Origin of the sequence: Aliivibrio salmonicida LFI1238, assembly GCF_000196495.1 — a bacterium.
GTDB lineage: Bacteria > Pseudomonadota > Gammaproteobacteria > Enterobacterales > Vibrionaceae > Aliivibrio > Aliivibrio salmonicida.
Genome location: NC_011313.1, coordinates 1,172,811 through 1,199,027 on the forward strand (window position 1 = coordinate 1,172,811; position 26,217 = coordinate 1,199,027).

The 26,217-nt window shown below is 39.0% G+C and carries 19 protein-coding genes, 1 tRNA gene, 4 pseudogenes and 1 riboswitch; of the genes and pseudogenes, 8 read left to right on the plus strand and 16 right to left on the minus strand.

Annotated elements, in window-relative coordinates:
- Positions 1 to 45: 45 nt before the first annotated feature.
- Complete coding sequence (locus VSAL_RS21575; protein ID WP_023602578.1) at positions 46 to 1,416, minus strand: L-serine ammonia-lyase; 1,371 nt, start codon at positions 1,414 to 1,416, stop codon at positions 46 to 48.
- A gap of 385 nt (positions 1,417 to 1,801) precedes the next feature.
- On the opposite strand from VSAL_RS21575, the pseudogene VSAL_RS21580 reads away from it, so the two are divergent.
- A pseudogene (locus tag VSAL_RS21580) lies at positions 1,802 to 2,722 on the plus strand (zinc transporter ZntB).
- A 40-nt stretch (positions 2,723 to 2,762) separates the two neighbouring features.
- Here the strand turns inward: VSAL_RS21580 and nfsA are convergent.
- Positions 2,763 to 3,485: an oxygen-insensitive NADPH nitroreductase gene (gene nfsA / locus VSAL_RS21585; RefSeq protein ID WP_012552293.1), complete on the minus strand. Its 723-nt coding sequence runs from the start codon at positions 3,483 to 3,485 to the stop codon at positions 2,763 to 2,765.
- Between the two features lie 195 nt (positions 3,486 to 3,680).
- Positions 3,681 to 4,238, minus strand: a complete 558-nt coding sequence (locus VSAL_RS21590; RefSeq protein WP_026025609.1) for a TMEM165/GDT1 family protein — start codon at positions 4,236 to 4,238, stop codon at positions 3,681 to 3,683.
- 93 nt (positions 4,239 to 4,331) lie between these two features.
- Positions 4,332 to 4,461: riboswitch (yybP-ykoY riboswitch) on the minus strand.
- Between the two features lie 160 nt (positions 4,462 to 4,621).
- Between VSAL_RS21590 and VSAL_RS21595 the strand changes: the two genes are divergently transcribed.
- The 3 genes from VSAL_RS21595 (at position 4,622) to VSAL_RS21605 (ending at position 7,439) form a co-directional block, all read left to right on the plus strand.
- Positions 4,622 to 5,530: a LysR family transcriptional regulator gene (locus VSAL_RS21595; RefSeq protein WP_012552295.1), complete on the plus strand. Its 909-nt coding sequence runs from the start codon at positions 4,622 to 4,624 to the stop codon at positions 5,528 to 5,530.
- A gap of 124 nt (positions 5,531 to 5,654) precedes the next feature.
- Entirely contained in the window at positions 5,655 to 6,611 is a 957-nt protein-coding gene (locus VSAL_RS21600) for an IS30-like element ISVsa7 family transposase (protein ID WP_012549047.1), read from the plus strand.
- 63 nt (positions 6,612 to 6,674) lie between these two features.
- Entirely contained in the window at positions 6,675 to 7,439 is a 765-nt protein-coding gene (locus VSAL_RS21605) for a class I SAM-dependent methyltransferase (protein ID WP_012552296.1), read from the plus strand.
- 43 nt (positions 7,440 to 7,482) lie between these two features.
- On the opposite strand, the gene VSAL_RS21610 is transcribed toward VSAL_RS21605, so the two are convergent.
- The gene (locus VSAL_RS21610) at positions 7,483 to 8,394 is read right to left on the minus strand and encodes a YjjW family glycine radical enzyme activase (protein WP_012552297.1); all 912 of its coding nucleotides are present in this window, start codon (positions 8,392 to 8,394) and stop codon (positions 7,483 to 7,485) included.
- Positions 8,395 to 8,402: 8 nt separating this feature from the next.
- Positions 8,403 to 8,969 (minus strand): annotated as a pseudogene (locus tag VSAL_RS21615) (glycyl radical enzyme domain-containing protein); the annotation flags it as partial.
- A gap of 72 nt (positions 8,970 to 9,041) precedes the next feature.
- Between VSAL_RS21615 and VSAL_RS21620 the strand changes: the two are divergent.
- Together VSAL_RS21620 and VSAL_RS21625 are read left to right on the plus strand one after the other, a co-directional pair.
- The gene (locus VSAL_RS21620) at positions 9,042 to 10,235 is read left to right on the plus strand and encodes an IS91-like element ISVsa9 family transposase (RefSeq protein WP_012548955.1); all 1,194 of its coding nucleotides are present in this window, start codon (positions 9,042 to 9,044) and stop codon (positions 10,233 to 10,235) included.
- Positions 10,236 to 10,389: 154 nt separating this feature from the next.
- Entirely contained in the window at positions 10,390 to 11,322 is a 933-nt protein-coding gene (locus VSAL_RS21625) for an MFS transporter (protein WP_269447627.1), read from the plus strand.
- Between the two features lie 59 nt (positions 11,323 to 11,381).
- Here the strand turns inward: VSAL_RS21625 and VSAL_RS21630 are convergent, their stop codons facing one another.
- From VSAL_RS21630 to VSAL_RS21660, 8 genes and pseudogenes are all read right to left on the minus strand, one after another.
- The gene (locus VSAL_RS21630) at positions 11,382 to 11,957 is read right to left on the minus strand and encodes a hypothetical protein (protein WP_044583615.1); all 576 of its coding nucleotides are present in this window, start codon (positions 11,955 to 11,957) and stop codon (positions 11,382 to 11,384) included.
- A 166-nt stretch (positions 11,958 to 12,123) separates the two neighbouring features.
- A pseudogene (locus VSAL_RS21635) lies at positions 12,124 to 12,768 on the minus strand (c-type cytochrome); the annotation flags it as partial.
- Position 12,769: 1 nt separating this feature from the next.
- Positions 12,770 to 14,257: an IS66-like element ISVsa2 family transposase gene (locus tag VSAL_RS21640; RefSeq protein ID WP_012549008.1), complete on the minus strand. Its 1,488-nt coding sequence runs from the start codon at positions 14,255 to 14,257 to the stop codon at positions 12,770 to 12,772.
- A 71-nt stretch (positions 14,258 to 14,328) separates the two neighbouring features.
- Positions 14,329 to 14,676, minus strand: coding sequence for an IS66 family insertion sequence element accessory protein TnpB (tnpB, locus tag VSAL_RS21645; RefSeq protein WP_012548924.1), 348 nt, complete (start codon positions 14,674 to 14,676; stop codon positions 14,329 to 14,331).
- A gap of 45 nt (positions 14,677 to 14,721) precedes the next feature.
- Positions 14,722 to 14,889, minus strand: coding sequence for an IS66 family insertion sequence element accessory protein TnpA (tnpA, locus tag VSAL_RS23110; RefSeq protein ID WP_231850883.1), 168 nt, complete (start codon positions 14,887 to 14,889; stop codon positions 14,722 to 14,724).
- A gap of 167 nt (positions 14,890 to 15,056) precedes the next feature.
- A tRNA-Ser gene (locus VSAL_RS21650) sits at positions 15,057 to 15,147 on the minus strand.
- Between the two features lie 82 nt (positions 15,148 to 15,229).
- Positions 15,230 to 15,727 (minus strand): ATP-dependent zinc protease family protein, encoded by a 498-nt coding sequence (locus tag VSAL_RS21655; protein WP_012551467.1) that lies wholly within the window; start codon positions 15,725 to 15,727, stop codon positions 15,230 to 15,232.
- A 113-nt stretch (positions 15,728 to 15,840) separates the two neighbouring features.
- Positions 15,841 to 16,785 (minus strand): TerC/Alx family metal homeostasis membrane protein, encoded by a 945-nt coding sequence (locus VSAL_RS21660; protein WP_012551468.1) that lies wholly within the window; start codon positions 16,783 to 16,785, stop codon positions 15,841 to 15,843.
- A gap of 390 nt (positions 16,786 to 17,175) precedes the next feature.
- Here VSAL_RS21660 and VSAL_RS21665 point away from each other — a divergent pair, with 390 nt between their 5' ends.
- Positions 17,176 to 18,339, plus strand: a complete 1,164-nt coding sequence (locus tag VSAL_RS21665; protein ID WP_012551469.1) for a tetratricopeptide repeat protein — start codon at positions 17,176 to 17,178, stop codon at positions 18,337 to 18,339.
- A gap of 102 nt (positions 18,340 to 18,441) precedes the next feature.
- Here VSAL_RS21665 and VSAL_RS21670 read toward each other — a convergent pair.
- Positions 18,442 to 20,724 (minus strand): annotated as a pseudogene (locus tag VSAL_RS21670) (efflux RND transporter permease subunit); the annotation flags it as partial.
- 75 nt (positions 20,725 to 20,799) lie between these two features.
- Between VSAL_RS21670 and VSAL_RS21675 the strand changes: the two are divergent.
- A complete protein-coding gene (locus tag VSAL_RS21675) occupies positions 20,800 to 21,993 on the plus strand; it encodes an IS91-like element ISVsa9 family transposase (RefSeq protein ID WP_012548955.1) in 1,194 nt (397 codons plus the stop codon).
- A 179-nt stretch (positions 21,994 to 22,172) separates the two neighbouring features.
- On the opposite strand, the gene VSAL_RS21680 is transcribed toward VSAL_RS21675, so the two are convergent.
- Complete coding sequence (locus VSAL_RS21680) at positions 22,173 to 24,287, minus strand: type I secretion system permease/ATPase (RefSeq protein WP_044583616.1); 2,115 nt, start codon at positions 24,285 to 24,287, stop codon at positions 22,173 to 22,175.
- A gap of 1 nt (position 24,288) precedes the next feature.
- A complete protein-coding gene (locus VSAL_RS21685) occupies positions 24,289 to 26,214 on the minus strand; it encodes a bifunctional diguanylate cyclase/phosphodiesterase (RefSeq protein ID WP_012552300.1) in 1,926 nt (641 codons plus the stop codon).
- Positions 26,215 to 26,217 lie beyond the last annotated feature (3 nt).

Consider the following 26,217-nt stretch of genomic DNA (forward strand, 5'->3'; position numbering starts at 1 on the left):
CTCGTTTGAGAACTCTGGATTTTTTGTTATTAGCTTCGCTTACTATTATTCACACGGTGGTGCCATGTGAATTAACGCCAAACCACCCAGAGAGGTTTCACGGTATTTACGGTTCATGTCTTTACCTGTTTGATACATGGTATCGATCACTTTATCGAGCGAGATAAGACACTTACTTGTGCGTTTAAGAGCCATACGAGAGGCGTTAATTGCTTTCATTGAGCCCATTGCATTACGTTCAATACAAGGCACTTGAACAAGACCGCCGATTGGGTCGCACGTCATACCTAACGAATGTTCCATCGCAATTTCAGCTGCCATACAAATTTGCTCATTACTGCCACCGCGAAGTGCCGTTAAGCCAGCGGCAGCCATTGATGATGAAACACCAACCTCACCCTGACAACCCACTTCAGCCCCAGAAATAGACGCATTGGTTTTATATAAAATACCAATGGCACCAGATACCGCTAAGAAATCTTTCAGTTGCTTAGTGTCTAGCTCTTTAATGAAGCGATGGTAATACATCAGTACACCAGGAATAACACCTGCCGCACCATTAGTTGGGGAGGTAACCACTTGGCCACCCGCCGCGTTTTCTTCGCTTACCGCAAACGCGAATAAGTTAATCCAATCCATGATTTCCATAGGATCACTTTCAATAGAAGCATTTGCTTCCAGTTTTTTTAATAATGCAGGCGCACGACGAACCACGTTTAAGCCACCGTCAAGAATGCCTTCGGTTTGGAAACCTCGTTCCATACACAATGACATGACTTTCCAAATTTGGTCGGCTTTCGCATCAATCGCTTCCATTGGTTGAAAAGAAACTTCGTTACGCAGAATAAAGCTGCCTAAGCTTAGGCCTTGCTTCTCAGCTTTTTCTAGCATCTCGTCCGCAGATTTGAATGGGAACTCGACTTCAACACCCGTCGCGCTTTTGCCATTAGTTAGCTCATCAGCGGTTGCAATAAATCCGCCGCCTACGGAATAGTAAGTTTCTATAGCCAGTTGTTGGCCTGCGGCATCAAAGATTGAAATCGTCATGCCGTTTTCGTGTAATGGCAAATTGGTTTTATGAAAAAGCATATCAGTTTCATAATCAAAGGTGATTTCGTGAGCACCTGCGATATGCAATACCTTATCTTCAATGGCTTTTTTCATTGCCAAGTTTGCACTGGTTATCTTGATGGTATCTGGACGGTTACCTAGTAAACCTAAAATGGTTGCGCGATCGGTATGGTGACCAATCCCCGTTAATGAAAGAGAACCATAAAGATCCACCTGCACGCGAGCCACTTGATCTAAATGAGGTTGGATAAGTTGGGTAAAATTATACCCCGCAATCATAGGACCATTTGTGTGTGAGCTAGATGGCCCAACACCGATTTTGTAGATATCAAAGATAGACAGCATAGACATTACCTATTTACAAAAGTGCAGCAAAACCAAGAATGTAGATGAGTGAGCATCATCTACAGGTGTTGCTATTATAATTATTAAGTTTAGTTGTTTTGTAGATTTGTGCTTAAAAATGACGAATCCCAAGAACTAACAACTAGGACCTGAGATTAAGGTGGTGGAACGTAACATAAATAAGAGGTGACAAATACCCCAAAAAATAAAGGGTAAAGGGGTATTTAGAAGATAACCAGAGGTAACAGTTGAATACATGAAGTTAGACATAATATAAGATGTCATATTTACACAATGTCACTGTAGGACGTCGATAATTATGGATGGCACAGAAAAAACACCCGAAGGTTTTATTCATGGAATAGTGTTAGATAACAAGGGTGGAATGAAAAGTCTTTCTTGGGAAGATAGTTGTCAGGTATGGGCTAGAAATGAAGATATTTGGTTGCATTGCTATTATACCGATGAAGAGATTCATCAGTGGCTGAGTGATAATACAGAATTAAACGAAATTGTATTGGACAGTTTATTCAGTGAAGACAGCCGTCCTCATATTTTAAGTCGAAATAATAACGTATTAGCTGTTTTTCGAGGCATTAACTTAAACCCTAATGCGGAACCGGAAGATATGGTTTCATTGCGAGTATGGACTGATGGAAAATGAATGGTCAGTACCCGTAAGCGCATTCTACTTTCTACTCAAGACATACTAAAACATTTAAACGAAGGTCATGGGCCTAAAGATATACCCGAGCTCTTGGTTGAATGGATTGATCGTATAGTAAGAAAAATGTCTGATACGGTCGATAATCTTGAAGATGAGTTATTAATACAAGAAGAAGCCTTAGAAGGCGATGATCTTAGGGAGATACGAAGCTCATTACTTAAAATAAGAAAGCAAAGTATTGGTATGCGTCGTTATCTTGCACCACAGCGTGAAGCGATGAATAAGCTAATTAACGAGCCTCTAAATTGGTTAAATGATATGCATCGTTTGAATTTAAGAAGCATTTCAGAACGTCAAATTAGACATATTGAAGATATTGATGTGTTAAGAGAAAGATCGGGCATGATTCAAGAAGAAATCAGTAATCAAATGTCAGAGCAAATAAACCAACGATCTTATGTTTTGACGCTTATTGCGGCGATCTTTTTACCACTGAGTTTCTTTACTGGCTTAATGGGGATCAATGTTGGCGGAATGCCAGGGGTTGAATCAAGCATCGCATTTTGGATTGTAACGTTGATTTGTATTGGTATTTCTCTTGGACTTATTGGTTTGTTCTTTTGGCGAAAATGGGTTTAAAAGAAAAGCATGAGTGATTCGACGGCACTCATGCTCGTTGTTATTTAATCGCTAGACCTTTGTTATTTAAGTACCCTTTAATGTGAGGGCGTGATTCTTGAGATAGCTTGCTTGTAATTTGCTCCGACCATGAACTTTGCTTTTGATTGCTGTTACGTGTGGCGTAATACTGCAACATGGTTTCATCGTATTCATGGATTTTGTTTTTATCTAATGGCTTGTACGTATTTTCATGAACAATAACCTCAGGACTTAAAAGTGGTTTTTGTTGTGGCGTTTGATCGGGATGACCTAAGCACATGCCAAATAACACTGCAGTGTGTTGAGGCAACTCAAGTAAATCGTCCACTTCTTGAGCATGAGTTCGTAAACCGCCAATATACACGCCACCTAAGCCCATTGATTCTGCCGCGAGTAAGCAGTTTTGTGCCATTATTCCTGCATCGACAGCACCAATCAGTGTTAGCTCTGTATATTCAGCTTTTACGTCAGGATTCATTTCATGATGACGTTGAAAATCAATACAAAAAACCAGAAACTCAGCGGCACCTTCAACATAAGGCTGGCCGCCAGAAAGTTCAACTAGTGCTTTTCTCTTTTCCATATCAGTGATACGAATAATTGAGTTTACTTGAAGTAAGCTTGACGAAGAGGCGGCAATTCCTGCGCTAATGATGGTATCTAATTGCACTTTAGAAATAGGGTCATTGGTAAAAACACGGATTGAACGGTGATCTAAAATAGTGTTGATAACTGGGTTCATAAATAGTCCATCATTAATATTCTGATTGAAATAAGGATTAATAGAGCATGTAGGTGTGAAGCTCTGGTCTCTTTATATAAAGATAAGGTCTTATTGATAGAATTCAAGGTAGAGTCGATATTCTATCAATAATTAGATGATTGTTTTCTTATGTGAAAAGCATGAGTAAATCAGTCACTACTCATGCTTTACCTATTACATACCAAAGAAAGTGCCTACGGCTAACCCTAAGAAAATCACTGCCGTTACGCGGTGAATTAAGGTTAATGGCAACTTATCAGCAGAAAATTTACCAATTAGAACAACGGGCACATTCGCCAATAACATACCTATTGTCGTACCCAGAATAACCCAACTAAGGGCATCGGCATTTTGAGCGCCTAAAATGGAAGTGGCTATTTGAGTTTTGTCCCCAATTTCAGCAATGAAAAAGGCAATGAAACTGGCAACAAAAGGACCTCGGTTTGAGATTTTTTCGTCATCATCCAATTTATCTGGGATCAAGACCCAACCAGCCATTATGACAAAGCTGATAATTAGAGCCCACTTTAAGGTTTCAGGTGTTAGGTAATCGGCAACGACAACCCCTAAATAGGCGGCTAAGGTGTGGTTTAACAGAGTTGCAAAAAAGATCGCAGCAATAATAGGGATTGGTTTTCGGTATCTACTGGCAAGCAGTAAAGAGAGGAGTTGGGTTTTATCACCGATTTCCGCTAAGGCGACGGTGGTTATTGATATGGCTAGTACACTCACGACATTACTCATTTGGGCGGGATTATTATTATAAGTCCATAGAAAAACCTCACGCCCACCCAATGGTTCGTGATGTTAATCTAAGGTCTTGCCGAACAAGTTGCTCATGCTTGTCTCGTATACCATGATGATTTTGCATCAATTATGTTGATATACGAACTTTCTGCTTATTTTGCCTAAGCGATTAAAACAAGAAAGCGGGCTACTCCCCAAAGAGTAAGGGCGTGATAATAGGGGAATCGTCCTCTAGATTCAAGTCAGGGTATTGTGAGAAAGTGTAAATTATGCAGTTTGCGCGTGTCATCGTGGCATTTTTTTCGCATCTATTTTTATAGGTTCGTATTATAATCCGTTCCATTCAATCACCTTATGTAACTGGCGCTATGGATCTTATTCAACTCTCTCGTATTAATTTTAAACAACTGACGGCTCTGCATGTAATGCTGTCTACCCACAGTGTTACTCAAAGCGCTGAAATTTTATACATGAGTCCATCCAGTGTCAGTAAAACGTTATCGCAATTACGATCATTGCTTGGTGATGAACTTTTTTATCGCGATGGTACGCAACTTATCCCAACGGCTTTTGCGCTAAAAGTGGGGCCGACAGTGCACCTTATTTTAAACAATATGAATGGATTGTTGAATCAGTCATCTTTTGAACCAAAGGCATTTACGGGGAAGTTTTCATTGTCTATGCGTGAGAGTACGCTTGAAATTTTTGCACCGATTATCAGTGATATTTTATCCAATCAAGCGCCTCATGCTCACATTGATATTCACTCTAAAGAACAACTTGGTTTCGATGCGCTCTTGAGTGGGCAAGTGGATGCCATTATTCTACCGCATGATAAAAGTCAGCCACCAACGAATGAAAAGCAGTTAGTGTGGGAAACCGTGATTGACGATGAAATGGTGTGCTTAATGAAATCAAATCATCCATTAGCGACAAAACCCCTTACGGTTGAGAATTACTTAACGTATAAGCACATTGGTATTTTTGATAAAGAATTAAATCAGCCTTATTTTGAGCAGTTGCTAACGCAGCAACATCAACCGAGAAACATGGCAATGTCAGTGGCTGATTTTGGCAGTGCGGCGGCGATGTGCCATCATTCTGATTTTTTATTTACCTGTTCTAAAAAGTGGTTTGAAGTAGCAAAAAAAGCGCAAGATTTAATTGAAAAACCGCTGCCTTTTGGTTACGGACAGGTTGTTTACAGTGTGGTTTATAATAAGTTAAGTTTGAATGACCAAGCGTTGAACTGGTTATTGAATCGCATAAAGAATTAGAAGAACTAATATAAAAAGAGAAATAATGCCTAGGTTCCAAGAATAACCGACACACTTTGGTATAGATTTGAGAGTCAGTTGCCTATAAGCTTCAAGCTCTCACACAATCAACTAAGGTAACCCCATGGGATACCAATATAAGCAACTGACACTAGGTGAAAGATACCAGATTGAAGCGTGGAATACACATAGTATTTCTGCTCGTGAAATAGGACAAAAATTAAAACGGAGCAATGGCTCCATTTCAAAGGAACTACGACGTTGTCCTGCTGGAAGCTATTCTGCCGAGCAAGCGCATAAACACGCTTTCCAAAAAAGAACACTTTCGATTAAGCACACAAAATGCAGCCAAAAGAATAAAAAAATAATTCACCTATATCTTCAGCTTGGTTGGAGCCCAGAGCAAATATCTGGACGAATGCGTAGAGAAAAAATAGAAAATACAATATGTTGCAGTACTATTTACAACGCAATTAAAAGAGAGCAGTGGCAAAGGATGCTTGCTCGAAAAGGCAAAAAATACAAACAACGCAAAGGTGTAGAAGCAGGAGCAAGACTCATTCCTAACCGCATTGATATATCTCAACGCCCTGCTATTGTCGATGATAAATCTGAGGTTGGTCACTGGGAAGGTGACACTGTTTATGGTCAAGACGGGTATTTAGTAACGATGGTAGAACGAGTGTCTAAGCTATTAGTTACGTGCAAAGTACGCAATAAATCCAAAAAGGCCGTTACTCGCGGGATAAATCGCATGATGAAGCCCTTTAAAGAGCTTTGCAAAACAATCACATTTGATAATGGCGGAGAGTTCGCAGGTCATGCTAAGATAGCTAAGCATCTGAACTGTGACATTTATTTTGCTAAACCTTACCATTCTTGGCAACGAGGTTTGAATGAAAATACCAATGGTTTACTAAGACGTTTTTTCCCAAAGGGAATGGCCATTGGAGAACTTACTGCAAAAGAGATTAAACAGGCAGAGTTTTTGATTAATTCTCGACCTAGAAAGACATTAAATTTTCTGAGTCCGAGCGAGTTTTTAAACGGTAAGAGTGTGTCGGTTATTGTTACGATCTAGCATGTTAACCTTTCTCTTTCATCGACATAACATGATATAGACTCTATTTACCAAGGTGTTCACATGGATTTACAACAAGAAAATAGTATTGCAGAACACTCATTAGAGCGTATTTATCCAAAGCAGCTCAATCGAGATGAAAAAAGTCATCAAGAGGTATTGGATATTCATTTAGAACGTTATCAATTTGCCTCGGAACAATTACACGGAACCGACGTTCTAGACATCGCGTGTGGTTGTGGTTACGGAACGGCATTAATGGCAGAAGTGCATCCTGACAAACAATTTGTTGGTGTAGATGTTGATCCTAAAGCCGTTGAATACGCAAAAATACATTATCAAGCAGATAACCTCCGCTATGAGTGCGGTAATGGTATGAGTTTCACTCTGAAAAAAACGGATGATTCAGCACATACATTCGATACCATTATTAGTTTAGAAACCATTGAGCACGTTCCTGAACCTCAAAAAATGGTGACGCATCTATTGACGCAATTAAGCGATAAAGGGGTGATGATCGCGTCTGTACCTACAACACCAACGGTTGATGGTAATCCACATCATCTGCATGATTTTACGGTTGCTTCTTTTTATCGTTTGTTTTCTGCCTCTGATTACCAAGCAGGTGAAACGTTTGAGCAGATCCAGTATTGGGAATTTAAAGGGCTTTTTTCTAAAAAAGAGTCGAAAGAAAATCGCTCTCAAGGTGTCGGTCGAAACATCATTAAACATTACGTTAAAAAGCCAAGTGCGTTGTTTTTTAGAGTGCAGTCGATATTAACCAAAGGGTTAAATAATCGATACTTAACCGCGGTGTTTTCTAAGTAACTGTATTTAAATCAAATGCAGATCTCTAGTGAGAAGCGTAATTTTAAGTATAAACCGAAGGGGTGATAACGCTTCGCCCTAATCGTTTTACTAAACTCGCCTCAAATTCATTCATTTGTGTTTCATTGCACTTATCCCATGCTAGCGCTTCACCAACCACACCATGATGCTGAAATGCATTCAGTCGAATTTGAATGTATTCTGGTAATGTTTTTAAGTACGCACTAATCGCGTCTATTTCGGTGAGTAAATCGGTTTTATTGGGGATATACAACAAGCGAACTTCATGCAATTTATTATGTTGTTGTAAAAAATTGATGGAGTGTAATACACGGTGATTTTCTCTGCCGACCAACCATAAATGCGTGTCGTTCTGCCATGCTTTTAAATCAATCATTGTGCCATCAAGATAAGGCAATACTTTTGTCCAACCTTGCTCTGATAAGCTGCCATTACTGTCAATAAAACACGTAAGGTGGCCGAGTGATTTTTCTGATTTGATGGCTTTAAAGTATTCAATAATAAACGGCAATTGTAGGGTTGCTTCACCACCCGAAATAGTAACGCCACTTAAAAATGGAGCGTATTTTTTCGTGAGTTCGAGCAGCTTTTCTACCGAATATGTCGTTATTTTTGGATTTGATTTACTTGGACAGACATCAATGCATTTATCACATTGAGTACACAGCGCTTCATTCCAAATTACTTTTCTACTTGGTGAATCATCAAAGGTTAATGCCCCTGTCGGACAAGGCTCAACGCAATCACCACAATGATCACAGTGATTAATGGTATGAGGGTTATGACAAGTAATACAATCGTAATTACAGCCTTGTAGAAAGATCACAAGGCGGTTGCCAGGGCCATCAACACAAGAAAAGGTCAGCACTTTGCTGACCATTCCTGTTTTATCATAGTTGATGGTATCGCTGCTTAATGGGGAAGCGTTTACCATAATATGAACTATTCTGCGTAAGTTGGTGTGATTTCTAATGCCGCTACACGTGGCTTACGATTTAATATTCCCGTGTTCTTTGCCGCTTCGGCACCTAAGAATGTGGTATTAGTGCGAGAACCTTCATCGTCAAATTTTGCAATATCAGACAACTTGATCATATAGCCAGTCACACGAACTAAATCATTCGATGCAACGTTTGCTGTAAATTCACGATAGCCAGAGTGCAGAGCCCCTTTTGCTAAATTAAACATCGCTTCTGGGTTTGATTTTACCGTTTCATCGATAGTCAAAATATCACTGATGCCTGATGTGTAATATTGATGATGCCCAGCGGTTGCTTGCACATAAGACACTGGATCTGGTTCTGTACCATAAGGAATACGAACACCAGGAGTTACATCAATATCTAAGCTAATGCCACCTTGAGCATGAAGCAATGCTTTGCCGTGGTAACCGTATTTTACGTCAGTCGCATCAACAATTTCAGAAAGCTGTTTAGAGATAGCGTGACCTAATTGGTTCGCGACGTCATCGTGGCCATATTTTGCGGTAATGCTTTCTTTCTGAACAATAGGCGCCTACGGCGCAAATCAAAAGGACTCAACCTCTTCCATTGTTGCCAATAAATCGTTTATCCTATCGCCATGCACGCATATAAACCCCTGAAACAATTATTTAATAGTCAAAATAACTGGCTTAAATTTCTTCATAATAACAAAGCTAACCTAAGAGCGGTCGTGATTGAAAATGTCACAAAGATGCTGTCCTGTGGGACAGCGGCTTTTGGCTCTCGCGAATATCATTGTTGCAACCCTGACTGTACCCATATCAAATATATTCACCAAACCTGTAAATCTCGAGCGTGCAGTAGCTGTGGCATGAAAGCCACAGAGCGATGGATACAAAAGCAACAACATGTCTTCCCTGAATGCGAATATCAACACATCACCTTTACCCTTCCAAACACGCTATGGCCTATCTTTCGTCATAACCGTTGGCTGTTAAATAAATTATTCAAATGTGCTGCAAACATTCTGCTGGGATGGGCAAAAGATAAAGGAATAGATGTCGGTATCTTTTGTGCTCTTCATACTTACGGTCGAAAACTGAATTGGAATACGCACTTACATTTATCGGTCACTCGTGGGGGAATTTGTGAACGTACCGGTTTATGGAAACCCATTTACTTCCAAATGAAAACGACAGAGCCTTGTTGGAGAGCGGCTATCGTCAGTTTATTGGGTAAGGCTTATTATGAGCTTGATTTATCAAGCGAAGAATGCCCCTATATCCGTAATAAAACGGATTGGTCACGCTTTTTAAGCAGTCAATATAATCGTCGTTGGAAGCTTCATTTTGCTAAAAAGACAAATAATGTAAAACCGACGATGAACTATCTTGGTCGGTATTTAAAACGGCCCCCGATTTCAGCGTCACGTTTAAGTCATTACGCCAAAGGCGGAATGATAACGTTTAATTATTTAGACCATCGAACAGGAACAACAGACAGCCTAACATTATCACCAGAAGAGATGATAAGACGGATAGTAGAGCACTATCCTGATAAACATTTCAAGATGATCCGATACTACGGTTTTTTATCAATGCGTCGTCGTGGAGAAGCTCTGCCTAGAGTTTATGCAGCTTTAGGTATGACAATAGAAGCTGAGCCGAAAATGCCAGGGTATGCCGCAATGTTAAAAGGATATGTAAAAGTAGATCCGTACGAATGTATTTTATGTGAAAGTCGTCTGGTGTTTACGAATTTCCGAGTCGGAAATTCGGTCAATGATTTAGTCACCCATGCGATAGTTCAGTCAGAATTGAGGGCAGCATAATAAGGTTTGTAGGATAAGTGTATCTAAAACTCATGAAATAGGGCTAAAACAGTTATAAAATCCCCGATAATTATATTTTCGATACCTTTTAAAAAAACAGCGATGGTGAAATTGGCTTTTTTAGACGGGCCAATGCTAACTCAGCAACATTCAAATTCCTTACCTTGGACGTAGAAAATCCATGCTGTGTGGTTTATTGACTTATGGCGTTGGTTGTTTGTTAGCCATCATGGCAACTGATTTTGATATGGTATTAATTGCACGTGTTATTTCAGCGTTTGGAGCGGCAGTAGGCTCTGTTATTGGACAAACGATATTACGTGATAGTTATGAAGGCAAAGAGTTAGGAAAAGTGTTTTCATTAGCAATCGTTGCTGTATCGATCAGTCCCGTTGTTGGTTTACTGTTAGGCGGATTTCTTTCTGAATATTTTGGGCACTTAGTGGTGTTTAGTTTACTGCTTTTCATGGCTTTTATATTACTGACAGTATCGGCCTTTTCTTTACCTGAAACTAAACCTGCTCACATTCAAACCGTCAGTTTTATGAGTGTTTTTAAGGCAATGCTTAAAGATGGGGATATTTGGAAAAGTGCGATTTTGGTTGCTTGCTTTAACGTCATGATGTTTAGCTATTATTCTTTAGCGCCATTTATGTTTAGTCAGTTTGGCTTAAGTTCGATTGAATTTGGTTACAGTGGAGTGATATTGGCGAGCGCGTCCGTTATAGGAAGCTCGATGAATAAACACTTGTTAGCAAAAGAATGGGGTTCCCAGCGATTGATTCAGATTGCGGTATTACTCAGTTTTATGGGGGCCGTTCAGGTATATCTTTATCAAGATAGTCTTTGGTTTTTAGTCGGAATGGCTATGGTTGTGGTGGGGTTTGGTATGGCAAGCCCTAATATATTTAGTACAGCATTAGTTAATTATAAACACCAAGTAGGCACGGCAGGCGCGGTATTAGGATTGTTGTATTACAGTTTAATTGGTGGGGGCTTAGGGCTTGCAGGTGTGATTGGAAATTTAGGGTTAGTATTAATAGCAATGTCTTTATTGGCTGGAACTATGTTGTTATCTAGAGAGTAAAGGGGTTATGAATAAAAAGAGAGGTGATAATAGTCTCTCTTTTTTATTGATTTGGCTATTTATTTTGCCAGTTCATAGTTTGCTTTCATTTCTTCTGGTGCAATGCCGTATTCATAATCGGCAAGGTAACCGTCTTTGTAGACTGTCATTCCTTTATCGTCCCAGCTCACTTTAATGGTCGCAGTTTTACCATCGTCACTGCCCATCAGTGTTAGCATTTCATCATCAATCTTAACGGCTTTGATGGTTTTAATACGCTTAAATGACGCGAACTCTGTTGAGGTAGGAAGAACACCATAAGTGCCTTTCCATACGTCTTGAGGTACTAACCATTCGTTATAGATATCATCGACAACTGCGGTTGGCATTCTAGCGACAACAACCTCTTTGATCATCGTATTGCTTGTTTCTAGGTGGTAACCGCCTTTGCCATCAGAAACGTACGTTGGAAACTCTTTTCCTAGTTCGGCTTCTTTTGGTAATCGACCTAGCGTTGGTGAGCTTTTTACAAACAACTGAGCAGATTCAAATTTTGTCATGATCTCTGGGATCTTCTGAAATTCAACAGGAGCAGAAAAAGTCGAAAAAGAAGCAAAGAGAGCAGAAATAACTAATGTGTTAACGCTGAATTTCATTATGGACTCAATTATCAATAAGGTTGACATTTTGCGGCAATATAGCGTATTCGGTGTCAATTAACAGAGATCCTGTTAACAAAATTACAATAAAAAGCCCTTATTAGCGAAGCAATAAGGGCTTTGTTTAGACGTTGCTATTTATAATGTTAATTAGGCATTTTTATTAAAATGAAGGTTCGCCTAATACTTTTCCGTTTACGGTTTTACCGTAGTAGCCTTGGTGGTTATGGTACTTTTCTTGGTTTGCTTTTAAATCCCCTTTGTAACGAGGATCTTGAGGACGTTCATGACTGTTCATGAAGGCAGCAACATCCCATGCTTCTTGTTTGGTGATCTGAATACTTTTTCCAAGTGGCATGTTTTCATAGATAAAGAAGGCGGCAGTATTTACACGGTGCATGCCTGCGCCCCAGTTAAATGAGTCTTTACCCCATAGTGGTGGGAAAGATTGCACGCCGTGATCTCTAATGCCTTCGCCATTGGCACCATGACAGCTTGCACACGTAGTGTTGTAAACGATCTCGCCACGCTCAATAGAAGGGGCTTGCTCCGGTTTATCTAGTTTTGGGAAACTACGACCAGCTAATTTCCCTCGTTTTCCAGCGGGTAAATCTTTCATCATTTCAGCAGGTAAGATGAACGTTTCATCATTACCACCAAGCTGAACTGCGGTATCGGATAATTCTGGGATCGGGGTATCTTGCATTCCATATTTGTCTAATAACCCCCCCATGGCTAACCAGTAAGAATACGCACTTAATGCGACTAATTCAGGTGAGTCTGTTGGCGGAGCGTAAGCGTGCGGGGAACTACACCTTGTCTTTTACATTCCAAGGTAAAAGTGAATCGATATCTGGCGATCCAACACATAAACGATCTAGACAATACCTAATATAATCGTAAGGGATTAATCCGTTTGCCTTTGCTGTTTCTACAATGCTGTAAAGCATTGCACTTGAATCTGCACCAGCCGTTGAACCCGAAAATAACCAGTTTTTCCGGCCGATAACAAACGGTTTAACCGCTCGCTCTGCTCGATTGTTATCAATAGATAACAATCCATCATCAATATAACGAACTAATTTATCCCATTGATTTAATGTATAGCTAATCGCCTCACCTAATTTTGTTTTAGGTGATACTCGACTAACTGCGCTATCAAGCCAATCACGGAGCTCTTTAAGTAAATCGCGGGCTTCTGTCTGCCTAGCAACATACTTGGCTTCAGGGGAAGCCTCTTTTAATAACGATTCGATCCGGTATAGCTTTTGGATTTTACTCAATACCCAATCTGCACTCCCTGTTTTCCCTTTTACTTGAACACGTTGAGCCTCAATAAATCGTCGACGTGCGTGTGCCCAACAGCCAACTAAAATCGCTTCAGTTTGTTCATAACCTTGGTAACCATCGGTATGTAAATACCCGTTATAACCTTTTAAAAAGTTAACTGGATGGTAGCCATGCCTGCTAGATTGATAATCATAAAGTACAATTCCAGGCAAAACACCAGAGCCTGGAGAATCATAGCCAGAGCAGTAGACCCACATATAACATTTTGCTTTTTCAACATCCAACACATTTACCGTTGTTTCATCACAATGCAGAGTGGGTTGTTCAAGCAAAATACGATGTAACTCGTTATTAAGAGGGGTAAATAGTACCGAGCATTTTATTAACCAATCCGCCATCGTTCGCCGTCCAATAATGATACCCCATTGCTGAAATAACGTTTCTTGACGATAAAGTGGAAGACTGTATTGAAATTTAGCCGTAATAATTTGAGCAAGTAAACTTGCGGTCGCAATCCCTTTAGGGATTGGTGACGCTGGCATTGGGGCTTGTTTAATGTCTACTGAAGTATTGTTTTTTTCACAATTTCGGCAAGCATATTTAGGACGAACATGTTGAATAACTTCCACTTTAGCTGGTACAAATTCCAACTTTTCACTGATGTCTTTACCCATCGCATGCATCTCTAGACCGCAACACTTACAAGTTTTATCTTTTATGTCGTGGATAATAACAGTACGCGGTAAGTCTTCAGGTAAGCGTTGGCGTTTTGGCTTTTGACGAGTGTAGGTAATCGTTTGTGTGTCATCATTTTCAATGATGATTTCTTCTTCTGTTTCATTGAATAAATCAAATTGAGTCGAGTCAGATTCACTGCTTTTACCAAAGCGCTGATGTTGAGCCAGCCGAAATTGCTCTAGAAGACGGTTATATTTATTTTCAAGCTGAAGCACAAGTGCTTTCAGCTCGTCAATGGTATCAGGAAGTGGTTTTATTTTATCAGTCATGTAGATGACTATATAACGATAATACAGGTAATCAATCGGTTGCCTCCTATTCTTGACTGAGAATCAACTATTTAAAGGGTTGTTTGATAATGTACCGGTTGATGTCCTAAGATATCAAAACCTTGTAATAGCAGTGTCAGTTGCTGCTCTGATAATGCTAACGTATCGTTATTTATATTTCGTGGCCATTTGAAGCGGTCTTCATCTAATCGCTTGTACCATAAAGCGAATCCTGTTTTATCCCAATACAATATTTTGAGTTTATCACGAGGCTTATTGCAAAATATAAATAGAGCATCACTAAACGGTGATAGTTGCATTTCTTGCTCAACAATCACGACAAGGCCATTAATGGCCTTGCGAAAATCGACAAAATCACGATGAAGATAAATGGTGGAAACATCAGTAAATACATTCATGATTGATACCCTTTTAATAAGAGTCCTATCCAGTGAGGTTCAGTATTAGCTGGCAATGTTAATCTTTTGTTTCCATCGTGCTTTACGTGCACTAAATGTCTTTGGCAGAATATTATGGTTACGACAAAATTCAGCGGCACTAAGCTTGCTAGATTGCTGAGATTCAAATAGAGCGTGCCATTGCTCTGGTGTTCTCTTTTTATCTTTTTGCATAATTACGTTCTCGTTAAATGAAAGATCGTAAGATACGCATAATGAATTTTATTTGTTAGGTGTAGTTCCCCGCACGCTTACGTTTGTCTTGCTTTATTCTTAGGTTCGTTATTTCTAATACGATAGATACAAAAAAGCCCTAGCATTTCTGCTAAGGCTTTAGAATGTGGTGGAGGGATAGGGATTTGAACCCTAGAACCGCTATTAACGGTTGCCGGTTTTCAAGACCGGTGCTTTCGACCACTCAGCCATCCCTCCAATGCCGCGTATAATAAGGGGAGATGATTTTCTTGTAAAGCGTTTTTTCTATAATTCAGTTTAAGTGATTAAAAAATAAACGTTATTCGACGTTTCTTTCAACATCGACTAAATAATCACCTTCAAGCCAGTTACGACCTATCAATAATTTATAATCCAGTTTGCTTCGGTCACGTAAATTAATCGCGACTTTCTTTTCTTTTCCATTGAATTCTAAATGCATACGAACAGCATAACGACGTTCAACCCCTTGAGCATTACGAATCTTACTGACACGGATGATACGACCGGTGTGCTTTGATGCTTCATTTTTTTCATTGTAGGTTGTGAATTCAATGGTATCACCGAGGTGATCACGCATGTTTTTACTTTCACCTTCTTTATTCAGGATTTTGATGTCTGTTGCATGAATAGATGTGGTGGCAGCCCCTGTATCTATCCGAGCTTTATAATTTGAGTCGAGCTCTTTAATGTGAATCGTTTCAATTTGACCAACAATTTCTTTATTTGAGCATTCTTCGTGAGCAAAACTAGAAAATGAAAGAAGCAACAAGCTGAAAGATAACAGTAATTTTTTCATGAAAACCTTATAAAGATGAGAATAATGTAATAGTAAGAATAGACTCTATTTAATGGAATGAGATAATAGGATTTAAGAAGCAGCCATCAGAGTTGATGGCCGCTTAAGGTTAGTTATGCGTCTTGTGATTTATTTTTGTAGATAGAGCCTACAATCGCTAAAGTGATAATACCGACAATCGTTAATAACGAGAAAGCAGTCGGGACTTCATAAGCCGTATCAACAAGGAACATTTTAATCCCGATGAAACCAAGGATGAATGCTAATGCAGGTTGTAAATAACAGAACTTGCTTAGCATGCCTTGCAATACAAAGTATAAAGAGCGCAAACCAAGTAAAGCGAATACGTTTGCTGAGAACACTAAGAATGGTTCTTGAGTAATCGCAAAGATGGCAGGAATGGAATCTAATGCAAACATGATATCGGTAAACATAATAACAATAACCACAAGTAACAGTGGGGTTGCTATCATTTTACCATTTACTTTGGCAATCAATTGATGGCCGTAATACTTATCATCAAATGGGATGTGTTTTTTCAAGAAAACGACAAATTTTGATGATGAAAAATCACTTTCTGCTTCAGTATCCGTAAACCACAATTTAATACCTGTGATAATCAAGAATACGGCGAAGATGTAGAGGATCCAATGGTATTGAGTCAATAACTCTGCGCCAACAAAGATCATGATGCCACGTAAAACAAGCGCACCGATGATACCCCACAATAAGATCCTTGGACGGCTTTGTTCAGGCACAATAAACTGACTAAAGATCAACGCGAAGACGAATAAATTATCGACACTCAGCATTTTTTCTAATAGATAACCAGTAATGAAGGCCATGCTTGCATCTGAAGGCGAATAAGTACTTTCTGGCGCCATTAACGGCCAGTATAGGTAAATAATTGCACAGAAAATAAAGGCAAGAACAAACCAAAAAAATGACCATACTAATGCTTGTTTTAAGCTAGGTGTGTTTTTTCTTGTTTGAAATAGATCTAGAGCAAATAGAGCGAGAACAACGAAACCAAATAGTTCCCAAGTTAACGGTGACATAGTAATTCCTTAAAATAGGTAAAAGGACTATGGCACTAAAATTGAGAGCACAGACCTTCTACCATTAACAATAATAATTAACGTTATGGTATTGGTCTTGTCAAAGTGATTGGCATTCATTGCCCACTTACAGATACCGGAAGTCGAAACTTCGGGATGACGATATCTGAACAAGATTAAGTATTAAACCTTGTGACTACTCCCCAAGACTCGGATAGTAGTCCTACTTTCTAAATAATTCAAACAAAATATCAATGAATGAAAAATATTTAATAAAATAATGACTTATCAGTGTGAATATTGAATCTATATCACTAAATTATTGTTAATGTTTTGCTTATAAAAGCCGATAATAAGAGTGATATCAAAAATATAGAGTAATGGTGTAGCATGGATTGGATACAAGTAGCAGTCACTGGACTGGTTGTTTTATTAGTAATGGTGTGTATTAATTTCTTTTTTGCGAACAGTAAGCAAAGAAAGGTCGACGAAAGAAAAGAGAGAGAGGCGATCTCTTACCGTAGGGCGCTTTCGGAAGCTCGAGCAGCAGAAAGGCAAGAACGAGTATATAAAGCACAAACAGGGCATATTTCGACACAGCTTTTTTTAGCCAAAGAAGCGGAAATGAATAATTTTGAAGAAGCATTGCATTGGTATGAAATGGCTGCAAATCACGACAACGCTATTGCCATCCGTTCTGTCATCCGCTTATGTGATAGTCGTCGTGAAGATTCTGAGTTAAAAAGTAAATCTAAATTTTGGGGGCAAGTCCTGGCTGCAGAAGAAGGTGGGGCCGAAAAAAAATTAGCGTTAGGTATCGCCTTTATACAAGGTAATGGCGTTGATGCTAATATTGAAAAAGGCATTGCATTAATTGATGAAGCGGCAGAAATGGAACATATTCCTGCTCAACTATTTATTGCAGATTGGTATGTGGCAGAAGCAAACCCTCAGCCTAATGCGAAATTGGCGGCGGAATGGAATTTACGAGCAGCGATGTTAGATAATACCGAAGCTCAAATACGTATTGGTAAACAATATGCCGAAGGTAAAGGCGTTGCCGTCGATCCTAAAAAAGCGACATATTGGTTAGAACTTGCAGCAGAAAGTGGTGATCCTAAAGCGCAATATTTTGCGGGTGAAATGGGCGCAGACACGACTGAAAAAGGCAATTCTGTTGCGTATATTTGGTTTTGGTTAGCGGCTGCAAATGGCATTGAAGCGGCAGCAAGTCGACGAGATCATGTTGGACACTTAGTCGGTGTGGATGCTGTGATAGGTTTACAAGGAATGGCGAAACCTCTTCATGATAAAATGAAACGAGGAAAGTTGAGAAAGCACGCGGTTATTAAGTCTTTAGATAAACTGTATCAAAGACAAAGTTACTTTCCTGATGAAAATGAATTTATGGTCGATGATGAGCCTAAATTGGATGCTAACGAGAAAGGTATCGTTTCAAAACCAAGTACAACAACGGCTGAGATAGAAAAAGATAAGAAACCTGATGCTGTCAATTTTAGCCAAACAAAGATGGATGGCAGTGCTAAGTTTTAATCTTTGTTGGTGTGGAAAATATGAACAGAAAATATAGAAAGGAGCGATTATTCGCTCCTTTCTATTATTTTTAACTCAGTAATCTTATGCTTACTGTCATTTCTATTGAGTCACTTTTATTCTAAATAACATACCATAGAATAGAGGTATTACGATAAGGGTGAGAATGGTGGCGAATAACAAACCAAACATAATAGTAACTGCCATACTTTTGAAGAATGGATCTACAAGTAAAGGCGCTACACCTAAAATTGTTGTTAGTGCGCCAAGTAATACAGGCCTTGCACGACTTAATGAGGCATCAATAATCGCATAGTAAGGCGTTTTTCCATTTTTGACTTCAAGATCGGCTTGATCAACCAAAACAATGGCATTTTTTACCATCATACCAATCAAACTTAAAAAGCCTAATATTGCCATAAATTCAAATGGTGTTTGGAACGCAACGAGCCCAACGGTAACTCCGATGATCGCTAATGGTGCCGTTAACCAAATGACCAATGGCTGACGAAGCCCGTTAAACATAAATATGACCGCTAAAATCATCGCTGCAAACCCATAAGGTGCAGAAATTAATAAGCCTTCGTTAGCATCTTTTGACGCTTTATACTCACCATACCAAATAAGTTGATAGCCCGATGGTAACTCTATTGCTTCAATTTTTTCTTGTACTTGATTAAAGGCATCGGTGGTTAATACGCCAGGAGCGGGATCGGCTTGAACTAATATAGTTGGAACTCTATCAATACGACGTAGAATAGCATCTTGCCATACCACATTTGATGACTCAATTAATTGATTAATAGAGATAAAACTATTGGCAGTATGACTGTATACTTCTGTATTTTCAATCGCACGTTGATGATCTCGTTCGACGTCTGGTGAACGTGCGACGATTGGAATAAGATCATTTCCTTCGCGATAAACCCCAACATTTCGTCCTGATAAAGTCTGTGCGATGGCTTGGTTTATCTCTTGTGTTGTTAACCCAAACTGCTGTGCTTTTTCTGCAGAATAGCGAGGGCGTAATACTGGAATTTGTTGACGCCAATCGTCTTGAACTGCAATCAATTGCGGATCATTTAACATGATTGCTTTTGCTTGTTCTGCTAATTGACGAAGCACATGACTGTCTGGGCCTTTAAATCCGGCTTCAATTTTTTTACCGCCCCCACGACCGAGCATGAATTTCCATACTTTAATCGATGCATCTGTGTATTTATCATCGAGTTCAGTCTGTAATTCAATAAGTAATGGAGCAATGTTTTGATAATCATCAATGTCTATTAATAGTTGTCCATAACTTGGATTTCTCGCTTCAGGTGAATAGGTCAGCATAAAGCGTAAACCACCACCACCTACGAAACTGGTTACATTAGTAATGCCTTCTTTCTGTTTAACATCTTGCTCTATCTGTTCAATTGTTTGTTCAGTGCGTTTTATGTCTGAGCCTTGTGGTAAATAGACATCAATTACAAATTGAGCACGTTGTGATTCCGGCATAAATCCGGGTGGAATGTAACGTACCCCGTAAATAGCGCTGAACAAAATAATGATTAATATACTTAAAGTGGCCCAACGATAGTTTAATACCCAAGCGAGTAGGTGGCGGTACATTTGACTAATGCGACTAATAGGGGCATTTTTGTCGAGAGGTTTTACTTTCAGAAAGTCATAACATAGCATTGGAGTGATGGTTACAGCGAATACCCAGCTTAATAACATTGAGTATAAAATTACCCAAAATAAAGATCCGGCGTATTCGCCCATATCAGAAGGGGATAGGCCAATGGCACTAAAAGCACAAATACCAACGACGGTACCACCAAGTAAAGGCCATTTTGTTGCATTGACAACATCAGAAACGATCTCTTCTCGATTGTCGTCAGGGGTTGTTTGAAGTCGAACTAGAATACCATCTGTAACTACAATGGCATTATCGACTAACATGCCAAGAGCAATGATCAATGCCCCAAGAGATATCCGTTGCATTGCAATATCTTCAATTAACATGATGCATAAGGTGCCTGCAACGGTAAGAAGCAAGACAAAGCCAATAATAACGCCAGATCGTAGCCCCATAAACATAAGTAATACGATAAATACAATGACAACGGCAGCGATTAAGTTATCAATAAAATTGGCCACCGAAGCTCGAACAGAGTCTGATTGCATTGAGATTATATTTAAGTCAATACCTAATGGACGTTGACTTTCAAGCTCTGAAATTCGAGCTTTTACAGCGTCTCCCATATTCACTACATTGCCACCAGTGACATTGGAAATCCCAAAACCAATGGCTCGTTGTCCGTTATAGCGAACTATCATAGAGGCTGGTTCTTGATAGCCCCGGGTGACGGTTGCAATATCGCCTAAGCGAAGAACAATAGGCGCCTACGGCGCAAATCAAAAGGACTCAACCTCTTCCATTGTTGCCAATAAATCGTTTATCCTATCGCTATGCACGCATATAAACCCCTGAAACAATTATTTAATAGTCAAAATAACTGGCTTAAATTTCTTCATAATAACAAAGCTAACCTAAGAGCGGTCGTGATTGAAAATGTCACAAAGATGCTGTCCTGTGGGACAGCGGCTTTTGGCTCTCGCGAATATCATTGTTGCAACCCTGACTGTACCCATATCAAATATATTCACCAAACCTGTAAATCTCGAGCGTGCAGTAGCTGTGGCATGAAAGCCACAGAGCGATGGATACAAAAGCAACAACATGTCTTCCCTGAATGCGAATATCAACACATCACCTTTACCCTTCCAAACACGCTATGGCCTATCTTTCGTCATAACCGTTGGCTGTTAAATAAATTATTCAAATGTGCTGCAAACATTCTGCTGGGATGGGCAAAAGATAAAGGAATAGATGTCGGTATCTTTTGTGCTCTTCATACTTACGGTCGAAAACTGAATTGGAATACGCACTTACATTTATCGGTCACTCGTGGGGGAATTTGTGAACGTACCGGTTTATGGAAACCCATTTACTTCCAAATGAAAACGACAGAGCCTTGTTGGAGAGCGGCTATCGTCAGTTTATTGGGTAAGGCTTATTATGAGCTTGATTTATCAAGCGAAGAATGCCCCTATATCCGTAATAAAACGGATTGGTCACGCTTTTTAAGCAGTCAATATAATCGTCGTTGGAAGCTTCATTTTGCTAAAAAGACAAATAATGTAAAACCGACGATGAACTATCTTGGTCGGTATTTAAAACGGCCCCCGATTTCAGCGTCACGTTTAAGTCATTACGCCAAAGGCGGAATGATAACGTTTAATTATTTAGACCATCGAACAGGAACAACAGACAGCCTAACATTATCACCAGAAGAGATGATAAGACGGATAGTAGAGCACTATCCTGATAAACATTTCAAGATGATCCGATACTACGGTTTTTTATCAATGCGTCGTCGTGGAGAAGCTCTGCCTAGAGTTTATGCAGCTTTAGGTATGACAATAGAAGCTGAGCCGAAAATGCCAGGGTATGCCGCAATGTTAAAAGGATATGTAAAAGTAGATCCGTACGAATGTATTTTATGTGAAAGTCGTCTGGTGTTTACGAATTTCCGAGTCGGAAATTCGGTCAATGATTTAGTCACCCATGCGATAGTTCAGTCAGAATTGAGGGCAGCATAATAAGGTTTGTAGGATAAGTGTATCTAAAACTCATGAAATAGGGCTAAAACAGTTATAAAATCCCCGATAATTATATTTTCGATACCTTTTAAAAAAACAGCGATGGTGAAATTGGCTTTTTTAGACGGGCCAATGCTAACTCAGCAACATTCAAATTCCTTACCTTCAAGAAAATAAAACTAACTCACGGCTCTGACTTTACCCGTCTTTAATTCATTTAATACCGTTGCTTTTGGTCCATCAGCAATGATATGACCTTTTTCCATAACAATGACCCTATCAACCACATCAAGCATTGATGTTTTATGCGTAATTAAAATTAAGGTCTCTGACGGTTTCAAATGAGATAATTGATTCTTAAACAATAACTCAGAACGATTATCCATGCTGCTTGTTGGCTCATCTAAAAGCAATACAGGAGGCCTACCAATTAATGCTCTCGCTATCGCAACAGATTGACGCTGACCACCAGAAAGTAATAAGCCCCCTTCCCCAACTTGTCTCTCTAATCCAGCAGGATCTTGCTGTGTAAAAGCGGTTACCCCTGCACGGTTTGCCGCTTCCATCACTTCACTGTCATCAGATAACTCTCGGCCAAGCATAATATTTTCTCGGATAGAACCATAAAATAAAGTAATATCTTGCGGTACACAGCCTATATTGCGTCGTACGTCGACATGATGCAATTGGGAGATATCGGTATCATCAATTCGTACAGAGCCCTCAGTAGCTTGATAGAGCCCCATAATGAGACGTTCTAATGTTGTTTTACCTGAACCAATCCGACCAATGATCGCTACTTTTTCACCAGGGTTAATCGTCAAGCTAATATCACGAACGGCAGACATTTGAGCTTCAGGGTAGTTAAATGTCACTTTATCTAATTCAATTTTGCCTTGAAGAACCGGTCGATGAATATAACGCTTACCTTCTTCTTGCTCATCAGGCATTGCCATTAATTGCTCAATGATAGTCATCGAAGACTTAGCTTGGTTATAACGTGTAGATAGCAAAGATATCTGCACCAAAGGACCAATCGCCTTACCACTTAACATGGTAGAAGCAATCAATGCTCCCATGGTTAAATCACCATTAGCAATTAAATAAACACCAACAATAATCATTCCAATGTTCACCGCTTGCTGAACAAACCCCGCCATATTTTGAATAGAATCCGTAATACGACGGCTTTTAATGCTCCAATTAGAAATATGCGTTACCGCTTCTTCCCAGCGATATTGAAATTGGCTTTGAGCATTAAATAATTTTAACGTCTCTAATCCAACCAAACTTTCAATAAGATTTGCGTACTTCTGAGAAGACAATCGAGAACCTTCTTCAATCGTTTTCTTTAGAGGGCCCTGAATGATGGCCGCATGGATTAACAATAATACAATCCCGACAATAGGAACTAAAACAATCGGTCCCGCAATCAGATATATAATAAATAAGAACAATAGAGCAAAAGGTAAATCAATTAATGACGCTATCGTTGCTGATGTAAAAAACTCTCGAATAGACTCAAACTCTTGCAAATGTCGAGCAAATGCACCAACAGAAGGTGGCTTCGCCTCCATTCTAATTCCAAGAACTTTTTGAAATAATTTCGATGAAATTAACACATCTGATTTTTTACCTGCAACATCAATGAAATAACCACGTAAGTATTTCAGTACGAAATCAAAAACAAAGACAATAAAAATACCAGAAGCCAAAACCCATAGAGATTCAAAAGCAAGGTTAGGAACTACTTTATCGTACACCAGCCGAGTAAACATAGGTGTTGCTATCGCAAAAATATTAATCAATATAGAAGCAAGAAACACATCTCGATAAATATGCTTCGATTCAAATAAGGTACTCCAAAACCAATGTCCTTCTCGCTTCTTTAAAATTTCTGGGGAACGATCATCATAACGAAATTTCTTTTTCAATAAGAAATACCGTCCAGTATATTGAGATTCTAAATCTTCAACAGAAATTGAAATAGGAAGCATATCTGAACTTGAAACTATGATTTCAGCTTCTTTCTTATCAGCATCAAACCCAATTAATACACAAGATTCACCCTCTTTTAATAATAAAACCACAGGTAATATCAATGAGGGAATATGACGTAATTCAGTTCGATTTTCTTTTGCTATTAACCCTGCCTTTTCAGCAGCACGAGAAAATAACATCGGTGTTAATTTGCCATCTTGTAATGGAAGGCCATTAATCAAAGCCTCTGGAGAATTCAACTGGCCGTAGTAACTGCTTACATAACAAAGTGAATGCAATAAGGAATCTTTCATACTACTCATCCTTCACTTTTTCATTAACAAAAAAACCTTGGAAAACATCAATATGATGCTCAGATAACAACTCTAATTGCTCTTTATTTTCAACACGAGAGGCAATCGTTGTAATACCCAGACTTTGTGCCGTTCTTGATATTGACGTTAAAATATAGCGTTGCTTTTCGTCATCCAATTGGTGTGTAAATAAATAATCTAATTTCACGTACTTAGGTCTAAATACTTTGATGTATTCTAAAGATTCAAAATTACGACCATAGTTATCAACACCAAACTCTGCACCAGATTCTCGGATAACATTACATAATAAAGCCGTATGATCCTCACTCTCAATAAAAGCACTTTCTTGGATCTCAAAGTGCAACAAAGGCATTGCTTCTTTATTTTTTTTCAAAATAGCTGTCAACCAACGTACAAAGCTTGGATTTGCTACACTTCCATTCGCTAAATTGATCGCCACTGGTTGTGTTATCTCTTGGGTTTTAATTCTCTCAAGCATTGTGCTTATAACAAATTGATCAAATGAGGTTGTTTCATTTAATTGCTCTAAAGCAAACAAATATTGATTGGCAGAATAACGTTGCCCCTCTTTCTCAATAGCTGAAAACACTTCTTGATGAAATACAGTACCAATACGAGCGGTTGCTAGTTGAAGTGTAAAATTAAACAGTTGCTCACTAATCGCCTCATCAACAAATTGCTTCCATTGTTGTTTACCCATTAACTGATGTTGACTTTCATCAGCAATAAACCCAAACAATAATTCAGGGGTAGCATGCGCTTGAGTTAATGCGTTATCGACTAAAGAAAGGATCTCTGTTGTTGTTTTTCTATTTTCATTAAAGACAACACCAAGCTCAGCATCAACAGGCGCAGTCGCCGTCGGATCGCCCTTAATATCTTGCGTATAAGCAATAATATTTTCAGCTGCAAGCTTTAATTCAACTTCTTCTATGTTAGGGAAAATGAAACCAAACTCAGAGGAATTTAAACGAGTTAATGTGACATTAGAACTAGGGAGTGTCGCTTTTAATAAATTAGCCAACTGATGAACGAGATCGTCTCCAGCTTCATAACCGTCTTGCTCGTACACCCTATTGATAAAGTTAACTTTTAATATTGCAATACCACCTTTTGAAGACTCAGATAACCACGTATTAAGTTGGCCCATAAAAAATGAACGGTTCCCCAATCCTGAAATTGGATCAAGATAGACTTGGTCCCTTAGTTTTTCAGCCTCTTGCACTTGAGCTTTAAAACTCAATGAAATTTGCGAAGACATTGAATTAATACCAGAAATCACTGCTTCTAAATCTTTCGTTTTTGGTTTTGCTAATTTAGTATCAAAATTATTCTCTGAGACTTCTTTCATTTTTATAACAATAGATTGCAGCGGAGACAGGGCTCTTTTCACAACCATTGAAATAACAACAATCCCTAAGCCTATTACGATGAAAAAGATCATTCCCAATTGCGTTAAAGAATTCCAAAGCTGTTGATAGGCATACCCTGGATGAGTAACGATCTCAACTTCAGCTAATTGAATCCAGCCACTCGTAATAACTCGATTCTCTGAAATCGTTCTAAATAAATTTAAATCCGTAAACCATTTAGGAACATTTTCGATTTTAATTGGATAGACTCTAACAATTTCTTCATTTGTGCTTAATAACGTTAATCTCACAGCAGAATAATAACTGCCATCAAATAAAGCATTAATCACAGATTCTGCTGCAACTTTATCCTCATTTTCTAAATAAGGAGCAAGAGCGAGGCCCATCGAATTGATCGTGTTATTTACTTCTGAGCGCTGTTGGTTCTCTAAGAAGGTTTGAGTGGTGCGAAATTCAATCGCAAAGACAGATATCAGTAACAATAAAAAGACGGCTGTCATCCATGATACGAGCTGTTTATATAATGTCATTTA